Consider the following 19,347-nt stretch of genomic DNA (forward strand, 5'->3'; position numbering starts at 1 on the left):
TTTTTTCCATAAAAGGGAGCATGCAGGGTTAGAAACATTTCAAACTAGTTTTTCGTCCCTAATAGAGAACCAATCGAAACTAATGGGGGAAAGTTGATGAAGAAATTTGTATTAATTTTAACAGTAATTTTAGTCTGTTTAGTGGGGTGTTCAAACTCGCAAAGTGTTAATAAATCTAATGAAAGCGATACTGTCGCAAAAGATTATTTGCAAGGCAAAGGATATAAGGTGATTTTAGATGAAGGTATTAGCGAGACCTACACTTTAACAAAAGAAAAATTAATGAGTTTACCATATTCACATTACTGGGGTTTACAAAGCGAATACCCCAGCAAGTATCTTAGTAAAGAAGTTAAAGTACAAAAGTTGACGGTGACGAACCATCCGTTAGATAACTGGAAATCAACAAGTACAAAGTCGGAGAATATCATCAAATCAAAGGGAAAGACAAATGTTTGGGTTTATATCGTAGATAACCAAGCAGTGGGTGGACACTCCTATCCGCATATCGACCAACAAATGTATGGTGGCGTATGGTCATTAGATGGAAAAACATTGGAAGGAGTTCATTCTATTAGCTTTAAGGATTGGTCAGAGCAATGGAAAGAAAAATTTGGAAATTAATCACAGAAGGAATTTAACAAATTAAGCTCTAACGGGACATGATAGTTGAACAAACAAGGAGCAGTTCAGCTACTACGGCGGCTGCTGGCTTGGGACGATCTGAATGAATACCTTGGATTGGCTTACAATGATGGAATTATTACTGACTGGAAATGGGTACAGTCTGTTAGAGATAAGTCTATGGTTTACAAAGACCTGATCCTTCTTAAGATTCTTATTGATGAACGCAGACGCAAAAAAGCGTAGGATTTTTATGAGACTAATTGAAGGTGAACATTTAAACGAAAAATCAAAAATGTAAATAAACAAACAATTATATTGCATAATTTGAAGCGCTTTCATATAATGATACTAAGCATCCAGAATATAGAAATGGACGACATCTTATTCGGGAGTTGATGCCAAATGAATAAGGATGGAAGTTTAGTTATCGGATTGTTCTGGAGTACCTCATTATCTATTCCTTTATGGGTATCGTTGATTGGTTGGGTATGGTTAATAGCCGACATGATGAAATAATTAATCGATTTTACAGGCACCCAAATGGGTGTCTTTCTTTAAGTAACGAAGTGGGGAACATGATATGAAACTTGATGATAATGTAACTAATTATATCTTAGATGTGCTAGGTGATTATTGTCTTAGGTGCGAGGGCAACAAACAGATTCAGGATTACACAAATGACGTTGCTAATGCTTTGCATAAGGCTGTAGGAAGACCAGAAGTGTAAATAAAGATTAAATGGGAAGGGATATTCCAGATTAATCTAGAATAAATATTATTTCAACAAAATGAATCTTCTATATGAGGAGAATGGTGAAGTGATTTATTTATCCATAGTGATTCTAATACTCTTATTTTATATAAGTTTCATCTTACCTACAAAATGGCTAAAAATAGAGCGGATTAAATATCCTCTGATTTAAATTTGAAAATCCTACAGATTAGTGATTTGCATGTAGAATGACTAAGAATAAGCCCCACAAAAATAGCAGCTATTATCAATGATGAAAAGCCAAATCTTATATTTGTTACAGGTGATTTTACCAAGCGCCGAACAAGTCTTAGTAAGCTAGAAAAATATCTAAGAGCTATGACTATTAGCAATGTACCTATTTATTGTGTCCTTGGAAACCATGATTACCAGCAAAAGAATGTAAATGCTATTATTAATCTATTAAGGAAGTATGGACTACATTTATTAATTAAGTGTCGGGTGACAAGAACATTTAAGCTTAAAAGTCGCATAGTTGCGGCTTTTTTTGTTTTAACGATATATGTTCTTGTCAAAAGCCAATGACAAGAACATATATCGTTTGCCGAATGATGACAAGAACTTGTATTGTTATGCGTAACTGAAAACCTTTCTCAACAACAGGTTAAATTAGATGAATTTAAAACGTAAGCTGGAAAGGGGCAACGATTGAGCTAAATGGCAGATTAGTTGAGCAACACATCTATTATTAACCAGCTAATAGTGAGTTCCATGGGACAATAATGGCATCTAAATATTGGGGTGAAATTTATAAAGTCCGATTTCCCAAACCTACAACTATTTAAATCAACAAAACAACTTGTAGATACTGTTCGACTGTTCGGCTTGTGCCAATACCAATATAGCTGAATTTTACCTTTTAATTCCTTCCCCCTTATGTCATCCTAGTAAAGAGAAGGATTAGATGAAATAGGGGGATGTGCATGTCGATTACATTAAGGCCACTTCGTCTGCCGGACGATTATGAAGCGATCGCGAAATTGGTGAATACCTATTGGTCGGAGCCAACAGATGCTGGAAGGCTGGAGGAAGACGACGGTAAGCTGTATACTGTCGGGCATACGTTCGCGGATGAGAATGGACTTCTTTGCGGATACGACCGGCTTAGGCAGGTTGCCGTCACGGAGCACGATGAAATCGTCGGTTACTTGTGGATATGGCGAGCGCCCTGGACCGAGCCGGGGAATTTGAACCATACGATGGTCGTCGATCAGACGTTCCGCAAGCAGGGCGTCGGCAGGCTGTTGTTTCAGCATGCCATGGACTGGGCTCATACGCTTGGCACGTGTAAGATCGTAACCGAAGTATGGGACGATGATGCGGTAGCGCTGCATTTTGCCCGCAATCGCGGGTTTGTTATCGAGCGTCATGCGTTTCAATCCGTGCTCCCGTTGGAAGGACTCGATGCTGCGACCGTCTACGGCGCGGATGTTTCCGAGCGTCTGGGGCGCGAGGGTATCCGGTTCACGACACTCGCCGAGGAAGGCGCAGATGAGGGAGAGCCCAAGCTGTACGAGCTTTACAAAGAAACGCTGATCGACATTCCGGGCTACACTGGCGAGATTCCCGCGATCGCCGAATGGCGCAAATGGTACCTAATGGCGAACGGTTACGCGCCCGAGCAGGTGTTGATCGCCGCTGCCGGGGATCGATATGTGGGCGTGTCCAACGTACTTCATAATACGCAGACCAACGGCATGTATCATGAATATACAGGAGTCAGCCGCGACTATCGCCGCCGTAACATCGGATTAGCGCTCAAGGTCAAAGCGATCGAGCTGGCTGCCGCGAGGAGGGCCGCATACATTCGGACCGACAACGATTCAACGAATACACCGATCCTGTCCATTAATCGGCGGCTTGGCTATGAGCCGCTCCGCGGATCATACCGGCTGGTCGTTTCGCTGCGGGATTCGAATACAAAATAATCGAGATGAAGGACCACTTCAGAGTTGAAGCGGTCTTTTTATATGCCTCAGCCGGTAGCGAAGGTTCTTGCGCAGAATGAAGCTGAAACTGATAAAAAAAAGGACTCCCTAACCAAAAAAAATCGTGATATGAAGAACCTTTCCGAACTTACGAAGATTGCACACGAAAAACGCGACGTACAAGCGTTGCTTTACATGCACCACATTTTACATGATATTGATTATTGGGGATTCCTTAAAGACGGCGACAAGCCGAAGGGAATCGACTTTTGGGGCGTATCAGAAACCGCACCACAGAATGACAAGGATAACCGCGCCGATATTGCGAAATACCTTGCGAAGAACTAGACACGATCGGGCGGCTAGTTAGTCTGGGCATAAAGCAGCGCGATTGTAGGAAAACGAGCATTCTTATAGCGCGAATTCTCTGAGTAATCGTTCTTCAAAATATTCATCTATGTATGTTTTAATGAACTGATTGCGTTTTTGCACATCCTCTTCTTTCTTGAACAATCCAATCTTTCTTATTCGTTCCGGTTCCGGCTTCCGACTCCAATGGTCGTAGGCTTCCTTTTCGAGGGCAAGGTTGATTCTACGAATCGTGAGATATTCATTGGTTCTTTTACGGCGCTCTTCTTCAAGATCTGGTGCAGGCGGAATGAGCTTCTGCAGCTCCTTGTTTTGCCGCTTTATCTCATCATAACGTTCTTCATGTAAGATCCTCATTTCTTCCACCAATTTTTTCTGCCGACCCTGTTCTTCCTCATGATCCGGTGGTAGTGGAATGAGTTTTTGTAACTCCTCGTTCTGCCGTTTTAGTCCATCATAATGCTGAAGCTCGAGTTTCTTCTGCTCTTCATGTAGGGTCTTCATCTCTTCCACTATCACTCGCTGCCGGCGCTCCTCTTCCTCCGTATCGCGCAAAGCCGGAAGCATCGTTTTCAGCTCCTGATTTTGGCTTAGCAGCTGCTTATTTTGATTTGCCAGATCCAATACGAGATCTGTTAGATCGGAAATACCTGCTAAAAGAGGTTTAATCGAGATATTAATGCGGTCTTCAAGCATTACCGAAAAACGCTCCTCAAACTGCTGTTTAATAGCGTCTGAAGAACGCTCTGATACCGTAGGGTCTGGTACAGGAACGGCTAGCGTTCTTGGGGCGTTCTTGCGAACATGGTTCATGGTTGAGCTTGCGGCAGTCTTCATGCTTTGACCTGCATCCAGGCGCTGTCGTAAGATTTCAAATAATTCTATGTCATTTTGAGTGAAGATCCGGTTGCCGCTTTCCTCTTTGCGAAAATTGTGCCCTCTCGCTTCGAGAGCCATAGCATATTTACGTAAGCTCGAGTCGCTTACTCTAAGATGTTCATGTACCTGCTTCGGACTGTAAACCAGTTCGAATTCTCCGTTTATCATACGGTCGTCACCTCATTACTTAGATTTTCTACAAACATTTCGGTAATTCCCACCTCTAGAACGAGTGGTCGATGCAATAAACAACGTTAGGTTCCTGCCTGCTTATGCTCTGCAAACTCATTTTCAGATTCCACGATTGGATCCACATAAAAGTCTTCTTAACTTTTAAGCCCAACGACATTTTTTCTAGGCTTCAATTCTATTAATTTCATTCTAGTTTCATATAATTGCAAATGCAGTCGAAACGAGAGTGTCGAAATCTGTTTGCCTTAGCGTAATTGGATTTAAATGTAATCACGATAGTTGAACACCGAAAGGGCTGCCGCGTGGTAGCCCTCGTTACGCTAACGGGCAGGTTAGTTCAAAAGTATGTTGGAAACATGAGGGGGAAATGGTATTTTTATAAGTGGATATATCTGCACATCATATAATTTTGTAGGAACAAGGTGAATAAGATTGTATTCAATTTATAATGCTGTCACAATAGGGTCATTATTCTTGATTCTGTATGTTCTTATTGATTTCATTAGAAATAAAACCCAGAGCATTATTAGTAGAGTAATTTTTTATAGTTTTATTTTTTACTTACTAAATGTAGTTCAAGTGACAACGGGAGGTATTATATTTCCTCCTCAGAATGATTCCGCACCAGTTTTGATGCAACTAATCCCATTTTATTTTATCGGTGACTGGATAAATATTTATCGAAATAATGGGTTTGATTGGTTCTTTTGGAATTCCGTAAAGTTATCGTTTTATAATTTGATAATGTTGGCACCGTTTGGAGTTTATTTACTGTTGTTATTCAAATCTAAACGAATTTCGAAGTCTATTCTCACCGTCTTTCTCGTAAGCCTCACCATAGAAAGTTCCCAGCTTATACTCGGATACTTAGGTTTTGTAAGAAGTCGCGAGTTTGATATTGATGATCTCATATTAACTACTTTAGGCGGCACTATTGGCTATTTATTCATTGCGTTATCAAGTAGATTTATCCAATCCTTACAAAACCGTCACAACGGAAAAGAAATGAACTCGTTACGCTAACGGAAACGTTAGTTGAATAACACACATTAGATGAGCAGGCACTGCGGTGGCCTGCTCATTTTATTAAGCTAGCTGGCAGGGTAGCGTAATAACAAAGGAGAAATTGATTGATAACATCATAAAAGCGAGGACCCCGCGAATTATATCGCAGAGTCCTCTTATAGTGGGAAGCGGTTTATTTCAAAAATACACTACTAATGCTAAGTCTTACTCAAAAAGTATCGAAGCAGAAATCTCGATCTTTTTATCCTTCTTCGTGTTTTCATGGTGAATCAACAACCTTTCGAAAACTAAAATTGAATTCCGTTTTTCGCTGTTTTTTAATACCACTTCCCACTTATCGTATGTTTACCCTTTTCCTAATATTTTGAATCAATAAGGGTAATATGGCTCTCAGAAAATAAAGTTTTAGATTGACTTGCTTAATTAACGGGCAGGATAACGCATCAAAATTTGTCACCCATAGTCTTAATACAGAGTATATAATTACTTGTGATGTATAACATACGGAGGGGATTTTGGGTGAACAAGATTAAAGTATTCGTTTTTCACACTTGTATAATCTCATCATTTATCGTTAATTTCGTATACATAAGTCGAGAACTTATCGGTTATCAACTTAGTTTTTTTGGAAACAATGACCAAACTATGTATTATGAAACGAAAAATAAACTATGGATGGCACAATCTTTTGCCATGTTTTTGTTGGTTGCAGGGGTGTTTATTGGTTATCCATTACTAAAAAGAAATCGAAAATTTGCTATTTTTTTCTGGGTAGTAGTTGTGTTGTTGTTATTAAATTCAATAGGTAATGTTTTATACCTTAAAGATGTTCTCACTTATGAAATGATTTGATTGGCTAACGAAGTAGCTTTTACTTAACTAACGAGGAACGATAGCGAACAACGGTTGCTTCGGCAGCCGTTGTTTATTTCCTCCGCTAACGAGGCAGGAGAGTTGAATACATATTAGCAACTTACTTCCCTTAATTTACGTCTATTTTGATGACTGAGTTTTATTTGAACAATTTAATTGCAAGAACAGAGCGATTAAAACCAAGTAGTTTAGGACATTGGATTCGATTTGTGCGTTCTGTTTTTCGTTTTGCTTTTGAAGAAGATGTTATCCATCTCAAGATTTCCTGTCATTCACACGGGAGCATGCTCTTCTAGAATTTCTGTATTATACGGGTTGCCGCGTCGGTGAAAGTTCAAATAAGCCCCGCTTAACTAAGTAATGTGTGAGGAAATTGTACATTTACTATCCGAAAACGTTTTCGAAAAAAGTGTTGCAACCGTATTCAATGACATGCTATACTGATCAACGAAAACGTTTTAGGAAACAGGCAGGAGGCTAGAGAGTGACCAATATAAAAAAAATAGCTAAACTAGCTGGCGTCTCCGTTTCAACGGTATCCAAAGCGTTAAACGGTTACGAAGATATTAAAGAAGAAACGAAAAGGAAAGTTTTGGAAATAGCTAAAGAGATGGATTACGTTCCGAACTTCATGGCAAGAGGGTTGATTACCAAATCAACGAAAACCATTGGTGTTTTTTTTGGCGATCAAACCAATTCCGGATTCGAAAGTCCCTTTTTAGTCGATTATTTTAGTTCCATTAAGAATGTAGTAGGCGAGGCGGGTTACGATCTGCTCATCTTCTCTAACCAAAAGCGGGATACGTCGAGCTACAAGGTCATGTGTTATGAAAAAGGAGTGGATGGCGTCATTCTCATTCTAACTGGAAATAAAAGGACGGATGAGAAGATTCACGAACTACACGAGGCGTTCCCAACGGTATATATAGACAGTTTGCCACAAGCAAGCCTGAAGGTGAATTTTGTAGAATCCGATAATGAAGCTGGAGCCTGGGATGCTACGGAGCATCTGATAAAGCTGGGGCACCGCAACATCTTAAAGATAGCTGGAGATACGATCGCCAAGGGATCCTATGACCGCATTGAAGGGTATAAGAAGGCTTGTCAGCATTATGGACTATCCGTCAAGGAAAATTGGATCCAATATGGGAAATATTCGAGGGAGGAAGCTGCTCGGCTGACGAAAGAAACTTTTTCTCAAGAAACAGATCTTACGGCTGTATTTGCCTCAAGTGATCTAATGGCTTATGGCGTAATTGATGCACTAAAGGAGCTAGGCAAACGCGTTCCTGAGGATGTTTCTGTTGTAGGTTTTGATGATATCGATTCTGCACAATATTTTAATCCGCCTTTAACCACGATTCATCAGAAACGTCTACAAATGGGGGAGTCAGCTTCTAAGATACTGTTAGACATTATTCTAGATAACGATGGGACCACCCGACATGTAAGGATACCTACACAGTTAATCGTTCGCGGCAGTAGTGCTGCACCAAAGGAATAATTTTTTTTTTTTTTTTTTTTTTTTTTTTTTTTTTTTTTTTTTTTTTTTTTTTTTTTTTTTTTTTTTTTTTTTTTTTTTTTTTGAGTTTTTCGAAAACGTTTTCGATAATACGTTTGAAGGTCCCGTACAACTCTTCTTCAATCAATGTGGCAACAACTTATTCATATAAATAGGGAGGCATTTTCATGAAAAAAAGTAAATTAGTTATGAGTACCTTGGTAACGATGGTAGGACTTTCAGCAATTCTTAGCGGATGTGGAAGCGGTTCAACACCAAAGTCAGATGGCAATGCTGATAAAGCGCAAGCAACAACAGCTGCCACTGCCACTACTGCTGCCTCAACGGATAAGAAGGTTTCTTTCCAGTGGATGGCACATACAGCGTATTCGGCGAAATCCTCAGATCCTAAACGGGTAGAGTATATTAACACTTCTTTAGAAAGCTATAAGAAAGCGCACCCAAATGTGGAAATCGATTCTCGTGATTATGACGGAAAAGTTTCCAACCTGATGATTATGGCTTCGGGAGATCGTGCTCCAGATGCTGCGATGATCGATGCCTATATGTTGCCAAAATTTTATAAATACCTACAGCCTCTGGACAGCTACTTTGAAAAAGCAGGTTTGAAGATTGATGATTTCTTCCCGTTTGCACAAAGTATTATGAAGGGCCCTGATGGGAAGATTTATGGCATTCAGTTCACGACCGATACACGGGTCTTGTACTACCGTAAGGATCTCGTACCCACTCCGCCTAAAACTTGGGATGAAGTAATTCAAGTAGGTACCAAGCTGAAAGCAGCTGGTTATGATGCCTTATTAATGCCGGCTGGACGCGCCGAAGCGGCTTCCGTTTCCGTTGTACTTCCTATGTTCCTGTCGCAAGGCGGGGAATTGGTTAATAAAGAAGGTAAGGCTGTATTTGGTGAGGGCGCCAATCGTGAGAAGATGTTGAACGTTTTTAACTTCCTGAAAAAGGCAGCTGATACGGGAGTTACTCCGAAACGGTCTGCGAATATCAAGAATGAAGCCGATCAGAATGGGGATATTGCCACTGACAAAGTTGCTATGTTTATCGGGGGTAACTGGCAGGTTAACCAATTGAAAGATACGCTGGGCGCAGAGCGTTTCGCGAAGTATGCGGTAGCGCCAGTCCCAACTATGAGCGGTGAAAATGCGGTAGCGATGTCAGGTGGTTGGGCATGGGGGCTTTTCACTAAAGATCCTGATAAACAAAAGGCAGCCCTCGATTTCCTTATGCAAACGTATATTGGGGACAAAGGAATGGCCAACTGGACAACTATCGGCGGTTATTTGCCTCCTCGTAAGTCCGTATATGACAATGCTGAATTCAAAGGCAACGAGTTTACTAAAACGTTTCGTGAAATCATGGAGAAAACGGGTAAAGCGCGCCCAGCTTCTGACGATTATTCTCTGATTTCCGAACAGCTTCAAATTGCCGCATCGAGTGTGGTATCTGGCAGCTCAACTCCTGAAGACGCGGTCAATAATGCATGGAAAGTCCTATCTCAAAAGTAAGGGTTGTGAGAGAGTATGGAGAGTACTCACGAATCTTCAAATCATATAAAACGTCATCAATCACAGTCTAAAATGCAATGGCCGAAGGCGCTGGGGAGCAATTCCCCGGTTCCTTGGCTGCTGCCAACAGCTATCGTTCTGCTTCTTGTCTTTGTATACCCGGTCATAGAAGTCATTAGATCCAGTTTTACGAATGCAAATTTAATGGATCCTCATTATACCTATACCTTACAATCATATAGGAAATTACTAAATAATCCTGATCTGCTCCATATGATAAGCATTACATTAATTTTTGTGGCTTGTAGTGTGTTTTTTCAAATGTTGCTAGGCTTTATTATCGCTCTTATGGTAGATCTGGGAAATAAGCGAAAGCTAATCGGAACAGTTGTGGTTCGGACAACTGTGCTTTCCGCTTGGGCTATTCCCGGTGTTATTATAGGTATTATCTGGAGCTTACTGTATAACGAATCAGATGCTGGTATTTTAAATTATGTAGTCACGTTAATGGGCTTTTCTAAGATCTCGTTTCTGTCCGACCCTCATATCGCACTTGCTTCCATTACTTTAGCGAACATTTGGCGGGGAACGGCTTTTTGCATGATTATGATTTATGCCGGGTTTCAGACTGTACCTGGGGATGTACTGGAAGCGGCAAAAATAGATGGCACGAGTTCGTTCCAAACCTTAATCAAAATCATTATACCGATTCTAGCACCAATCCTGTTCATTAACATGATTACCAGTGTTGTAGCTACTTTCAACACCTTTGATATGGTGTTGGCTTTAACGGCAGGTGGACCTGGGAAAAGCACAGAGGTCATCGCTTTAAATGTACACTCTCAAATCTTCCAGCTTTTCGACTTAGGGCAAGGAGCGGCTACCGCAGTTATTCTGCTGCTCATCAATCTGACGATGACCGGCTTGTATTTTCGGTTTGTTGAAAGGAAGTAGGAGGAGCAAACATGAGTAAATATGCAAGATACAGACTGGAAAATGCGGGAATATACGTGGGCTATTTGATCGTCTTTTGCTTTTTTGCTTTTCCTATATTTTGGGTCGTTTCGTTATCATTAAAATCAGTACCGGAATTATTCTTGACGCCGCCAATATGGTTCTCCAAGACACCTCAATTCCAAAACTATACATTTGTAATCAAAAATATGGAAATTCTTCACTACATGTGGAATTCAGCAAAAATTGTAGTGGTTACCATTGGATTAACACTGTTATTGTCGTTTCCTGCTGCTTATGCGCTATCCCGATTCCAGTTTAAAATGAAGCGTCCCGTTATGCTGATGATATTGGTATTCCAAATGATATCACCGGTCATTATTGCGATTCCACTCTATCGATTGTTTTCCCAAATTGGACTCATCAACCACTCGGCCGGATTAATCGCAGTTTATGTGGCAGTGGAGATTCCTCTTAGTACATGGTTTCTAAAGGGATATTTGGATACACTTCCTTTGGAATTGGATGAAGCTGCTATTGTGGATGGCTGTTCGCGTTGGTCCACTTTATGGAGAGTACTGTTACCGGTTGCCATGCCGGGCGTGGCTTCCGTAACGATTTTGATTGCAGTTGCAAGCTGGTCGCAGTTTATTATTCCGTTTATTTTATTGGACGATAAAGACATGTTCCCTATGTCACTAGGGCTTGTTACATTAAAAAATAGCTCAGACGCTATTACCACCCACTATTTGGCGGCTGCAAGCTCGATAGGTATTTTACCTGTCATGATTGCTTTCATACTCCTGCAGCGCTTTATCGTAGGAGCTCTTACGAATGGTGCGGTTAAAGGTTAAAAAGATGAACTCGGAGAAGTGATGAATATGGAACTATACTCGGTATTAAAGAGCAATGTAAACAAAAAGCCGTTAGATATCGGGTGTGGCAGCTTAACAGCGAGCATCAAAGAAAACGGCACAATCAGCACCATCAATGCGTATCACCCAACTAAGGGGTATTTGACGCTGTCCTCCCTTGAGACATTCTCAAACGGGCTTTGGTACGATTCTGAATATGTTAGGGCGTATCGCAAACGAATTGCTGGACTTGGAGAGGGAAATCGAGCTCATGGATTCGGTTTCTCACATAATAGGGAGATTCAAGATTGGCATAGCGGCTATACACCGGAAGGCAAACTGGTCATAACTTACAAGATCGATCAGCTCAACTTGGCAATTACGTTTGAGGCCATCGACGCTTCAGGAAGAGCCACAGTCGTACAAAGCATTGAAATCAAAAACAACAGTACGATGGAGCAAACTTTACCCTTCCAAATAGAGGGTACCTACAATTTAAATCGATGCAGCTACGGCCAATTGACCGAAGGCGGTCCTATTCAAATGCCAGAGCAAATCAATGATTTGGAAATCCAAGGGAATCGTATGTCTTTGCGTAATCCTTCTTTACCGGCACAAGTTGTAATGACTGTATTTGAAGATGGTAAGCCCTTTGATTTAGGAACAGAAAAACGGACGTCTAATGAACCGATTAAGCAACTTTCGAGGCATCAATGGAAATTAGCTCCCTCTGAAGTGAAACAGCTGATTATCACATATACATTAAACACAGCTGGAGAGGCTTTAAATGATGTTGAATTGCTTAACGATCCGATTACCCATTTGAAAGGCATTTCTATGATTGATGAGCCTCTTCATTTCATCGATTCGTCCTGGAGTCATTATGTGATTCGTCGTAATGTAGCATACATTCTAAATTGTTGTTCGGTTCCTATTCAAGACGAACAGGTATGTGTCATCACGGATCACCAATTGCTTCCGTTATCATGGAACCGGGATTCGTATTATATGATGAGGCTGTTAATCGATGCCGATGAACACGAGGGTATATTGACGCAAGCAGAGAGAAGTAAGGTAAGAAAGACCATTAGGGGACATTTGCTCTGGATGTTCATGACAGCCGAACGGCCTTCGGGCTACTGGGGAAGAGCTTACCTGACGAATGGCTATTGTAAGGACGATGTGTACCAGCTGGATCAGCAGTGTTATCCACTTCTTGAACTTTGTGAATATTATGAATGGACGAAAGACAAAGAGACAGTAGTTCGCTTACTGCCGTACCTTGAAGATACGATACAGGAAATTATGAAAAGCCGGCATGAGCAGTACTGGCTGTTTAGAACAGGGGAGACCCCAGCTGACGATAAGGTGGATTATCCCTATCATTTTTCCAGTCAAATTCTGATGTGGCAAACACTGCGGAAATTGGATGCTCTGAATAAGGAGATTCCATTTACGACGCAGAAACTTCACGAATGGGTGCAGCAAGTTCAGACGGATTGCTTCGATCATTTCACGATTGAGTCAGAGGGTAAACGCATGTTTGCTTATTTGGTGGACCTGCAGGGTAATCACACAACTTATCACGATGCGAATGATCTACCGACGGTATTGGCGCCTATCTGGGGATTCTGTGATGCAGATGATTCCCGCTGGATTAACACCATGGAATTCGCATTCTCGACAAGAAACATCGGAGGCTATTATGAAGGTGTATTTGGCGGATTGGGATCAATTCATACCCCTCATCCATGGCCATTAGGAGATGCTCAGCAGTTAATCTACAGCGCCTTAATTAACGATCAAGATCAATATACGCTTGTTATCCAGAAGTTAAAACAATTATGCCAGTGGGATGGACTTTATTCTGAGGCTGTCCATGAGCAGAGTGGTGAAGTGGCCTCCCGTCATTGGTTTTCATGGCCTGGCGCCTTTATTTCCCAAGCACTTCTTCTGAATAAACAGTCGAACATATAGGAGTTAGTAGGATGAAAATTGTTGTGGCTCCAGATTCGTACAAAGGAAGTCTAACGGCTAGTGAAGCGGGTGAAGCGATGCGCAAAGGCATACAGAAGGCTTCGCTTCACCATGAAATTGCTGTCATTCCTATGGCAGATGGTGGGGAAGGAAGTGTCCGCTGTTTAGTAGACGCAACCGGAGGTCAGATATTCACAACAACAGTTGAAGACTCTATTGGCAAAAACATCGAAGCGACATTTGGCGTCCTGGGGGATGGCGCAACCTGTGTAATTGAACTGGCGGCTGCTTGTGGATTGTATGTCATTGAAAAATCCGAGCGAAATCCGCTGGTTACGTCCACCTATGGGTTTGGTCAGTTGATGTTGGCAGGGCTTCAGCGCGGGTACCGTCGATTTGTTCTCTGTTTAGGCGGTAGCGGGACGAATGACGGAGGAGCAGGCATGCTGCAAGCCTTAGGCGTCAAACTGCTCGATGTGAATGGCCAGTCGATTAAGCGGGGCGCTATAGGTTTAGCAGATTTGCATGCCATCGACACGGCAAGCATGGATCCGCGAATCCATGCATGTGACATTCGAATTGCTTGTGATGTCACAAATCCTTTGGTGGGTGCTATAGGCGCATCTCGCGTTTTTGCACCGCAAAAAGGGGCAAACGAAGCCGCTGTTGAGCTATTGGAAGTGCTTATGAACAATTGGGCGGAACATCTGGAAGAGATAAGTCCCATTCAAGTGCGCTACGCTGCTGGAGCAGGAGCGGGTGGAGGGACGGGAGCAGGAATTCTAGCTCTCCTGCAAGGACAGATTAAAGCAGGCTCTTCATTTATAGCAGAGATTTCTGAATTGGAAAGACATATACAAGGTGCCGATCTTGTACTTACAGGAGAAGGCAAGGTGGATAGCCAAACCGCACACGGCAAAACACCAAGCGGTGTAGCCCTTATCGCACAAAAGTACGGCATCCCAACTGTGGTTATAGCAGGCACAGTGGGCACCGATATTGAAAACTTATATACGCAGGGTGTATGTTCGGTTCTGAGCTTGTTAAATAGGCCGGTATCTTTGGAGGAAGCCCTTGTGGATGCTGCGACCATGTTGGAAAGTACGACGGAAGCGGCTGTTCGATTGTATGCTGCTGCAAAGTCTGGATAAACCAAAGAGGATCATCGTTAAGTCGAAGGACTTATCGTTGATCCTCTTTCATGTGAATGGCCGACCGAATGTATCGGCAGACATACTGCTTTAGAATATTCAAGTACAGTTAGTGGGATTAAACATGAAATGGGAAGAAAAAGCAGTCAAGGCAACGCGATAGGGTTTACCTTCTTCAAACTTCTTATCATAAAACTCCCTTAAGCCAGATGATCGGTTGCTTTTCTCAACTAACGGGCAGGATAGTTCATTCCTGTACCAGCATTTACCTGAGTGGGGATTTGTTACTTTCGGGGGTATTTGATGCTAAAATCGAATATAATAATCAATCCGTTAACAGAAGGTGATTTGCGTGAAAATGATCGGTATAAAATTCCTATCGATACTGGCTTTGTTGCTTCTCTTTATATTCATATTTCCAATTACAAAGTTATATTTTACAGATGTAAAAGTAACCAAAGCAATTTTTAGTGAACTATATTTTATTGAAAGAGGCCCGAATGAAAGTACAAAAGACCTTATCCGTGATTATATGGAAGGAGAAGGTTGGAAGGAAATCGACAGATTGGGTGGATTGCAGACATTTGAAAAGAATGGCGAAAAGAAAAACGTTCTAAGTAGCCAAATCAAAATCATTTTTGATGAAGGAAAGTTAAAACTCTGAGGGTGTTACTCAACTAACGGATACGATAGTTCAATAAACGCAAAGAAACGGCAGCCCATAGGCTGCCGTTTTTAACTAAAGGGCAGGATAATCAATTCCCGTTCATTGCGGCGGGGTAAGGGATATCCTAACGCTCGCCTGCGCTTGCGCTCAGCAACGATTCCGACACAAAGCCGTCAATTCGCGAGTCATACTCTGCCCACGCATAGTCCTTGTTCTCGATTATCAGCTTCGGGATCATCCACGCATCGACGGCAGTGCGGACGAATGCCTGGCTCGCACTCCACACCTTTCCGACTTGAACGAAATCTTCGTCCGATTGAAAGGATACTTGTCCCCATTCGTTTCCGCGCACGCCACATATGAACCGCCACTGCTTTTCGACATCGGCGTGATAATAGTAAATCAGGTGAGGGTTCAGCGGAATTAACACCTGTTGTAGCGATTCGGTAAAGCTTTGGAGCTGCGCGAGATTCATGCCTTGTAGATGCGAGACACTGACGATGTCCTGGAAAAGGGCGCTTTCAATAATGACGATGTCTTCGGGTTTGCTTAACTGCTCCTCGACGAACCGATCGTACCGGTTGACGAGCTTCTGGATGAATACGTCGGCGCCTTCGGCGGTATTCAATGCATAATACTGCTCCATGGGGCGGCAGCAATGGGTGATTCTCTTCTTGCTCGAGCAAGCATCTTGCGCGTACGCCTTGTGCTATCAGTCGGTTGTAAATACGGGTTGCTACCGTCGTTTTGCCAGAGCCGGGGATCCCGTCGATAATAAACAATCGTTTTGACGAATGGATGGCTGGCAAGTTTCGATTTTCGTTCATGGATGTTTGGAATTCCTCCTATGATTAGTCTGTGATTGTGCTTTCGACATCAGGAAGCAATTTCCTTTTCAATTATTGAAGTAACGGGCAGGATAGTTTAGTAATGTAGGTACTTCTGGACATTCGACTCCTTAAAATAGTCTGTTAGTGACTGGCGGAATAACAACACTGTGGTAATATTTGGTACATGGTTGTGCTATATTTTGCATCAGATTCTCAGAGACAAGAGGTGTACGATGGTCGAAGAACTAAAAAAAGAAATAATAAATGAATTAATCCCTTTGATTCCGAAGGCAGTATCAGAGATTGATAAACCTCATAATGATAAGGTATGCTTTATTGCCCTTTATAGAGATGATTACGACCCATTAGTTAGCCTGATACAATTAGGATTGGTTAAGTATCGCCAAGAATGCTTTGAAAGTTCAGGGTTTTCTTTTAATTCAGGAGAACAGCCTGCAAAGTATCAGAGTGACCTAACTGACGAAAAGTTGAAAGAAAAAGAAAAACTATTAATCTCCATGTTAAACCCAGATGATTATTACGGTGAGTGGTGGAAGCAAACAGAACAGATTATGTTTGAAGTATCCATGAGACTGAACGAATATGAATGGAATGAAATGTTAGATATAACTGATGATTTTATTGTCTTTGTAGATTGGGAAGCGTGGGAGGGTGACTTGTCAGTAAGCGTTCCAAAAGGGAAAATTGAGAACCTCATCAAAAAGGGTCTGTACGATGAAAAATTTATTAAGAAGAGAGATGATTAGTGGGTTCGTTGAACTAACGCAAAACGATAGTGGAGGACAGGCTTCTCTTTGTATATTGAACGGGCAGCTGTTAAATCAGGTTCACGAATAGTGGGCGGTTTTCGAATATCAAATATTAACCCATTATGATTTAACATAGCCTTCTTTTAAGTGAAATTGTGAACAATTAAGTAAGTGCCCCGAGCCGATCGGGGCATGTAATTGCACCATTACCTACCGTCTTTGTTTTAATACGAAGTAAAAAGGAAAGACAGAACCGACAATCACGCCCAAGATTCCGGCAATATGTAAAGGTTTCATAGGTTTCATTATGTTCACTCCTGCTAGATTTTTCTAAAGTATTCCACATATGAATAATAACTATCCAAGCGAAGGTTCCTATGCATTACAGTGACATGAGCGCCATCCCACAAATATGGAAGGCGAAGTTATTCGACAATACAATTTAGCTGAATATGAGCAGACTCCGAACATAACACAGGAATGTCGGCTTTTCGTGAGGTTAAAAACCCGCGTTTTGCTGGGTGGGAATTGGTTGCCCCCCATATTACGTAAAAAGGCCGGTCAATTGACCAGCCTTACAGTAAGGAGTATTCCACGTCATTGTATCCTTTTACACTCGAAGTACTTTTACCACTAACCGTTTTATTGCTCCTATAAAACGAGGCTTTGTCCATGAAGAAGAAACAAAAATCGTATACATTCCTAGTCGATTTCCACCCCATAAATCAGTAATAATGCCATTACCAATAACCGCTGTCTCATTTTTTCGGGTTCCGAGTATATCCAAAGCAGCCATAAATGCTTTTTTCTTCGGTTTACTCGCTTCGAACAAAGCCGGAATCTCATTAATCAGCTCGTTTCCTTGCGCAGGAGGTTTACTGTTCGAGACGATAATCAGCTTAATCGCATATTGGGACTTAAAGTCTTTCAGCCATTTCTTCATCGAATCCGATGCAGACGCAGAATTCTTCGGAATTAATGTATTACTCCAGTCAAATATTATTCCTTTAATTCCTTCCCGCTGCAGCGCGTCTCCGTCTACGTCATAAATTGATCGCACAATTTGTGAAGGCTTGAAAATAGGCATAAGCTTCCTCCGTTATATTTAATTACTAACACAGCTGGTCATAAGTCGTGTATAGTTTTCCTTTACCTTCACTTTTAATACCCTTTTCCGGCGGTAGCCTGCTGCGCTAACGGGCAGGATAGTTCCAATATATGGTACAATAAACTTCGTTGTATTATCAGTAAATATAGATACGAGGTGCGTAATGTATGGAACTAATCAAGGTTTCCTTTGAAAAGAAATTGATACTACGAAACCTTATGGAATTATATCAATACGATATGAGTCAATTTGAAGATGATAGTGAAAACGATGTAAACGAATACGGTCTTTTTGACTACAAGTACCTCGACCATTACTGGACAGAAGAAGGGCGGTTCCCCTTCTTTATTATGGAGTCTGGTAAGCTCGCAGGTTTTGTTTTGGTTAGGGAAATTGCAGACGGTGAATTGCCTAAATTTTCAGTTGCGGAGTTTTTCATATTAAGAAAGTACCGAGGACAAGGAATTGGTAAAGAAGTAGCGTATAAAGTGTTTGAGATGTTTAGAGGGAATTGGAGCGTTTCTTGGTTGGAAAAAAATTTGCCTGCGAAGAGATTTTGGACGAAGGCTATCATAGAATACTCGAAAGGTAATTGTTCAGAAGCCTTACAGGAAGGAAACCCATCGTTAGAATTTAACTCATGATATTGCTACAACGAAGAACTATAGTTGAGGGGTTGCTTCCGGTAGCTCTGGATACAATAGTTCAATGAATAGGGAGCAGTTTGCCGCGCGGCAGATGCTCCCTGTTCTTATTAAATTAAAGGGCAGGACGTTTCCAATATATGGTATAATCTTGGTGTTGAAGGAGGTTAACGAATGCGTCAAACACACATTACGATCCCCATTAAACAAAAGTCCATAGGTTTTTTGTTTTTAACGTTAGGTATAATAATATTTATTATTAAATTCATGTCTGATAGTGCAGATACTGTAGGGGAGAGCCCTACACTTTTTTACATCGGGGGGAATGGTGAGGTAATCAGCCAATTTCCAGTGAAGGATGGAGAGGTTAGTTACTCAGTAACTTTTGATAACCCAACGAAACGTACGTTTAAGATCGTCTCCGTAGAGCCTATCCTTACTAGAAGAGGTCATGATGTATTGATAAATGAAGTCATGCCTCTTGATGAGATCAAAATTGTGAAACCTGGCGAGCAAGTTCAGTTTAATGGAAAATTCAACGTAAATACCAATGGGTTATCTGAGGAAGAGATTCGAAATATGATTCCATTAATTGAGGCATACAAAGTCGTGTTCAATCGGCAAGAAGAAATAATTCTTCCACTAAGTATGCTTAAGAAGTAAGTATTGTTCAACTGCGTAGAT

At 41.5% G+C, this 19,347-nt stretch carries 21 protein-coding genes; 18 read left to right on the forward strand and 3 right to left on the reverse strand.

Annotated features, from left to right (window positions below; all coding sequences use genetic code 11):
• The first annotated feature begins 96 nt into the window (after positions 1–96).
• The 6 genes from QFZ78_RS00545 (at position 97) to QFZ78_RS00565 (ending at position 3,675) form a co-directional block, all read left to right on the forward strand.
• Complete coding sequence (locus QFZ78_RS00545) at positions 97–624, forward strand: hypothetical protein (protein WP_307544437.1); 528 nt, start codon at positions 97–99, stop codon at positions 622–624.
• A gap of 45 nt (positions 625–669) precedes the next feature.
• The gene (locus QFZ78_RS00550) at positions 670–870 is read left to right on the forward strand and encodes a hypothetical protein (RefSeq protein ID WP_307544439.1); all 201 of its coding nucleotides are present in this window, start codon (positions 670–672) and stop codon (positions 868–870) included.
• Positions 871–1,207: 337 nt separating this feature from the next.
• Positions 1,208–1,354 carry a hypothetical protein gene (locus tag QFZ78_RS00555; protein ID WP_307544441.1) on the forward strand — a complete coding sequence of 49 codons (147 nt, stop codon included), beginning with the start codon at positions 1,208–1,210 and terminating at the stop codon, positions 1,352–1,354.
• Positions 1,355–1,624: 270 nt separating this feature from the next.
• Complete coding sequence (locus QFZ78_RS38330; protein ID WP_373460990.1) at positions 1,625–1,924, forward strand: metallophosphoesterase; 300 nt, start codon at positions 1,625–1,627, stop codon at positions 1,922–1,924.
• Between the two features lie 398 nt (positions 1,925–2,322).
• The gene (locus tag QFZ78_RS00560) at positions 2,323–3,327 is read left to right on the forward strand and encodes a GNAT family N-acetyltransferase (RefSeq protein ID WP_307544443.1); all 1,005 of its coding nucleotides are present in this window, start codon (positions 2,323–2,325) and stop codon (positions 3,325–3,327) included.
• A gap of 42 nt (positions 3,328–3,369) precedes the next feature.
• A complete protein-coding gene (locus tag QFZ78_RS00565) occupies positions 3,370–3,675 on the forward strand; it encodes a hypothetical protein (protein ID WP_307544445.1) in 306 nt (101 codons plus the stop codon).
• Between the two features lie 63 nt (positions 3,676–3,738).
• Here QFZ78_RS00565 and QFZ78_RS00570 read toward each other — a convergent pair whose 3' ends face one another.
• Positions 3,739–4,743, reverse strand: coding sequence for a hypothetical protein (locus QFZ78_RS00570; RefSeq protein ID WP_307544447.1), 1,005 nt, complete (start codon positions 4,741–4,743; stop codon positions 3,739–3,741).
• A gap of 498 nt (positions 4,744–5,241) precedes the next feature.
• Between QFZ78_RS00570 and QFZ78_RS00575 the strand changes: the two genes are divergently transcribed.
• From QFZ78_RS00575 to QFZ78_RS00615, 9 genes are all read left to right on the forward strand, one after another.
• The gene (locus QFZ78_RS00575; RefSeq protein ID WP_307544903.1) at positions 5,242–5,790 is read left to right on the forward strand and encodes a VanZ family protein; all 549 of its coding nucleotides are present in this window, start codon (positions 5,242–5,244) and stop codon (positions 5,788–5,790) included.
• A gap of 522 nt (positions 5,791–6,312) precedes the next feature.
• A complete protein-coding gene (locus QFZ78_RS00580) occupies positions 6,313–6,645 on the forward strand; it encodes a hypothetical protein (protein WP_307544449.1) in 333 nt (110 codons plus the stop codon).
• Positions 6,646–7,150: 505 nt separating this feature from the next.
• Positions 7,151–8,170: a LacI family DNA-binding transcriptional regulator gene (locus QFZ78_RS00585; protein ID WP_307544451.1), complete on the forward strand. Its 1,020-nt coding sequence runs from the start codon at positions 7,151–7,153 to the stop codon at positions 8,168–8,170.
• Between the two features lie 185 nt (positions 8,171–8,355).
• On the forward strand, positions 8,356–9,708 hold the full coding sequence (locus QFZ78_RS00590) for an extracellular solute-binding protein (RefSeq protein ID WP_307544453.1): 1,353 nt from the start codon (positions 8,356–8,358) through the stop codon (positions 9,706–9,708).
• A 15-nt stretch (positions 9,709–9,723) separates the two neighbouring features.
• Positions 9,724–10,662: a carbohydrate ABC transporter permease gene (locus tag QFZ78_RS00595; protein ID WP_307544455.1), complete on the forward strand. Its 939-nt coding sequence runs from the start codon at positions 9,724–9,726 to the stop codon at positions 10,660–10,662.
• A gap of 11 nt (positions 10,663–10,673) precedes the next feature.
• A complete protein-coding gene (locus tag QFZ78_RS00600) occupies positions 10,674–11,516 on the forward strand; it encodes a carbohydrate ABC transporter permease (protein ID WP_307544456.1) in 843 nt (280 codons plus the stop codon).
• Between the two features lie 27 nt (positions 11,517–11,543).
• On the forward strand, positions 11,544–13,493 hold the full coding sequence (locus tag QFZ78_RS00605) for a glycoside hydrolase family 125 protein (protein WP_307544458.1): 1,950 nt from the start codon (positions 11,544–11,546) through the stop codon (positions 13,491–13,493).
• 11 nt (positions 13,494–13,504) lie between these two features.
• On the forward strand, positions 13,505–14,644 hold the full coding sequence (locus QFZ78_RS00610; protein WP_307544461.1) for a glycerate kinase: 1,140 nt from the start codon (positions 13,505–13,507) through the stop codon (positions 14,642–14,644).
• A gap of 352 nt (positions 14,645–14,996) precedes the next feature.
• Positions 14,997–15,308, forward strand: a complete 312-nt coding sequence (locus QFZ78_RS00615) for a hypothetical protein (RefSeq protein WP_307544463.1) — start codon at positions 14,997–14,999, stop codon at positions 15,306–15,308.
• Between the two features lie 127 nt (positions 15,309–15,435).
• On the opposite strand, the gene QFZ78_RS00620 is transcribed toward QFZ78_RS00615, so the two are convergent.
• Complete coding sequence (locus QFZ78_RS00620) at positions 15,436–15,939, reverse strand: P-loop NTPase family protein (protein ID WP_307544465.1); 504 nt, start codon at positions 15,937–15,939, stop codon at positions 15,436–15,438.
• Between the two features lie 435 nt (positions 15,940–16,374).
• Here QFZ78_RS00620 and QFZ78_RS00625 point away from each other — a divergent pair, with 435 nt between their 5' ends.
• The gene (locus QFZ78_RS00625; RefSeq protein ID WP_307544467.1) at positions 16,375–16,908 is read left to right on the forward strand and encodes a hypothetical protein; all 534 of its coding nucleotides are present in this window, start codon (positions 16,375–16,377) and stop codon (positions 16,906–16,908) included.
• A 613-nt stretch (positions 16,909–17,521) separates the two neighbouring features.
• Here the strand turns inward: QFZ78_RS00625 and QFZ78_RS00630 are convergent.
• A complete protein-coding gene (locus QFZ78_RS00630) occupies positions 17,522–17,998 on the reverse strand; it encodes a YqeG family HAD IIIA-type phosphatase (RefSeq protein ID WP_307544469.1) in 477 nt (158 codons plus the stop codon).
• Between the two features lie 188 nt (positions 17,999–18,186).
• On the opposite strand from QFZ78_RS00630, the gene QFZ78_RS00635 reads away from it, so the two are divergent.
• Together QFZ78_RS00635 and QFZ78_RS00640 are read left to right on the forward strand one after the other, a co-directional pair.
• Positions 18,187–18,663, forward strand: a complete 477-nt coding sequence (locus QFZ78_RS00635) for a GNAT family N-acetyltransferase (RefSeq protein WP_307544471.1) — start codon at positions 18,187–18,189, stop codon at positions 18,661–18,663.
• A 174-nt stretch (positions 18,664–18,837) separates the two neighbouring features.
• On the forward strand, positions 18,838–19,326 hold the full coding sequence (locus tag QFZ78_RS00640; RefSeq protein ID WP_307544473.1) for a hypothetical protein: 489 nt from the start codon (positions 18,838–18,840) through the stop codon (positions 19,324–19,326).
• The last annotated feature ends 21 nt before the right edge of the window (positions 19,327–19,347 follow it).

The organism is Paenibacillus sp. V4I5 (assembly GCF_030817255.1).
Lineage (GTDB): Bacteria > Bacillota > Bacilli > Paenibacillales > NBRC-103111 > Paenibacillus_E.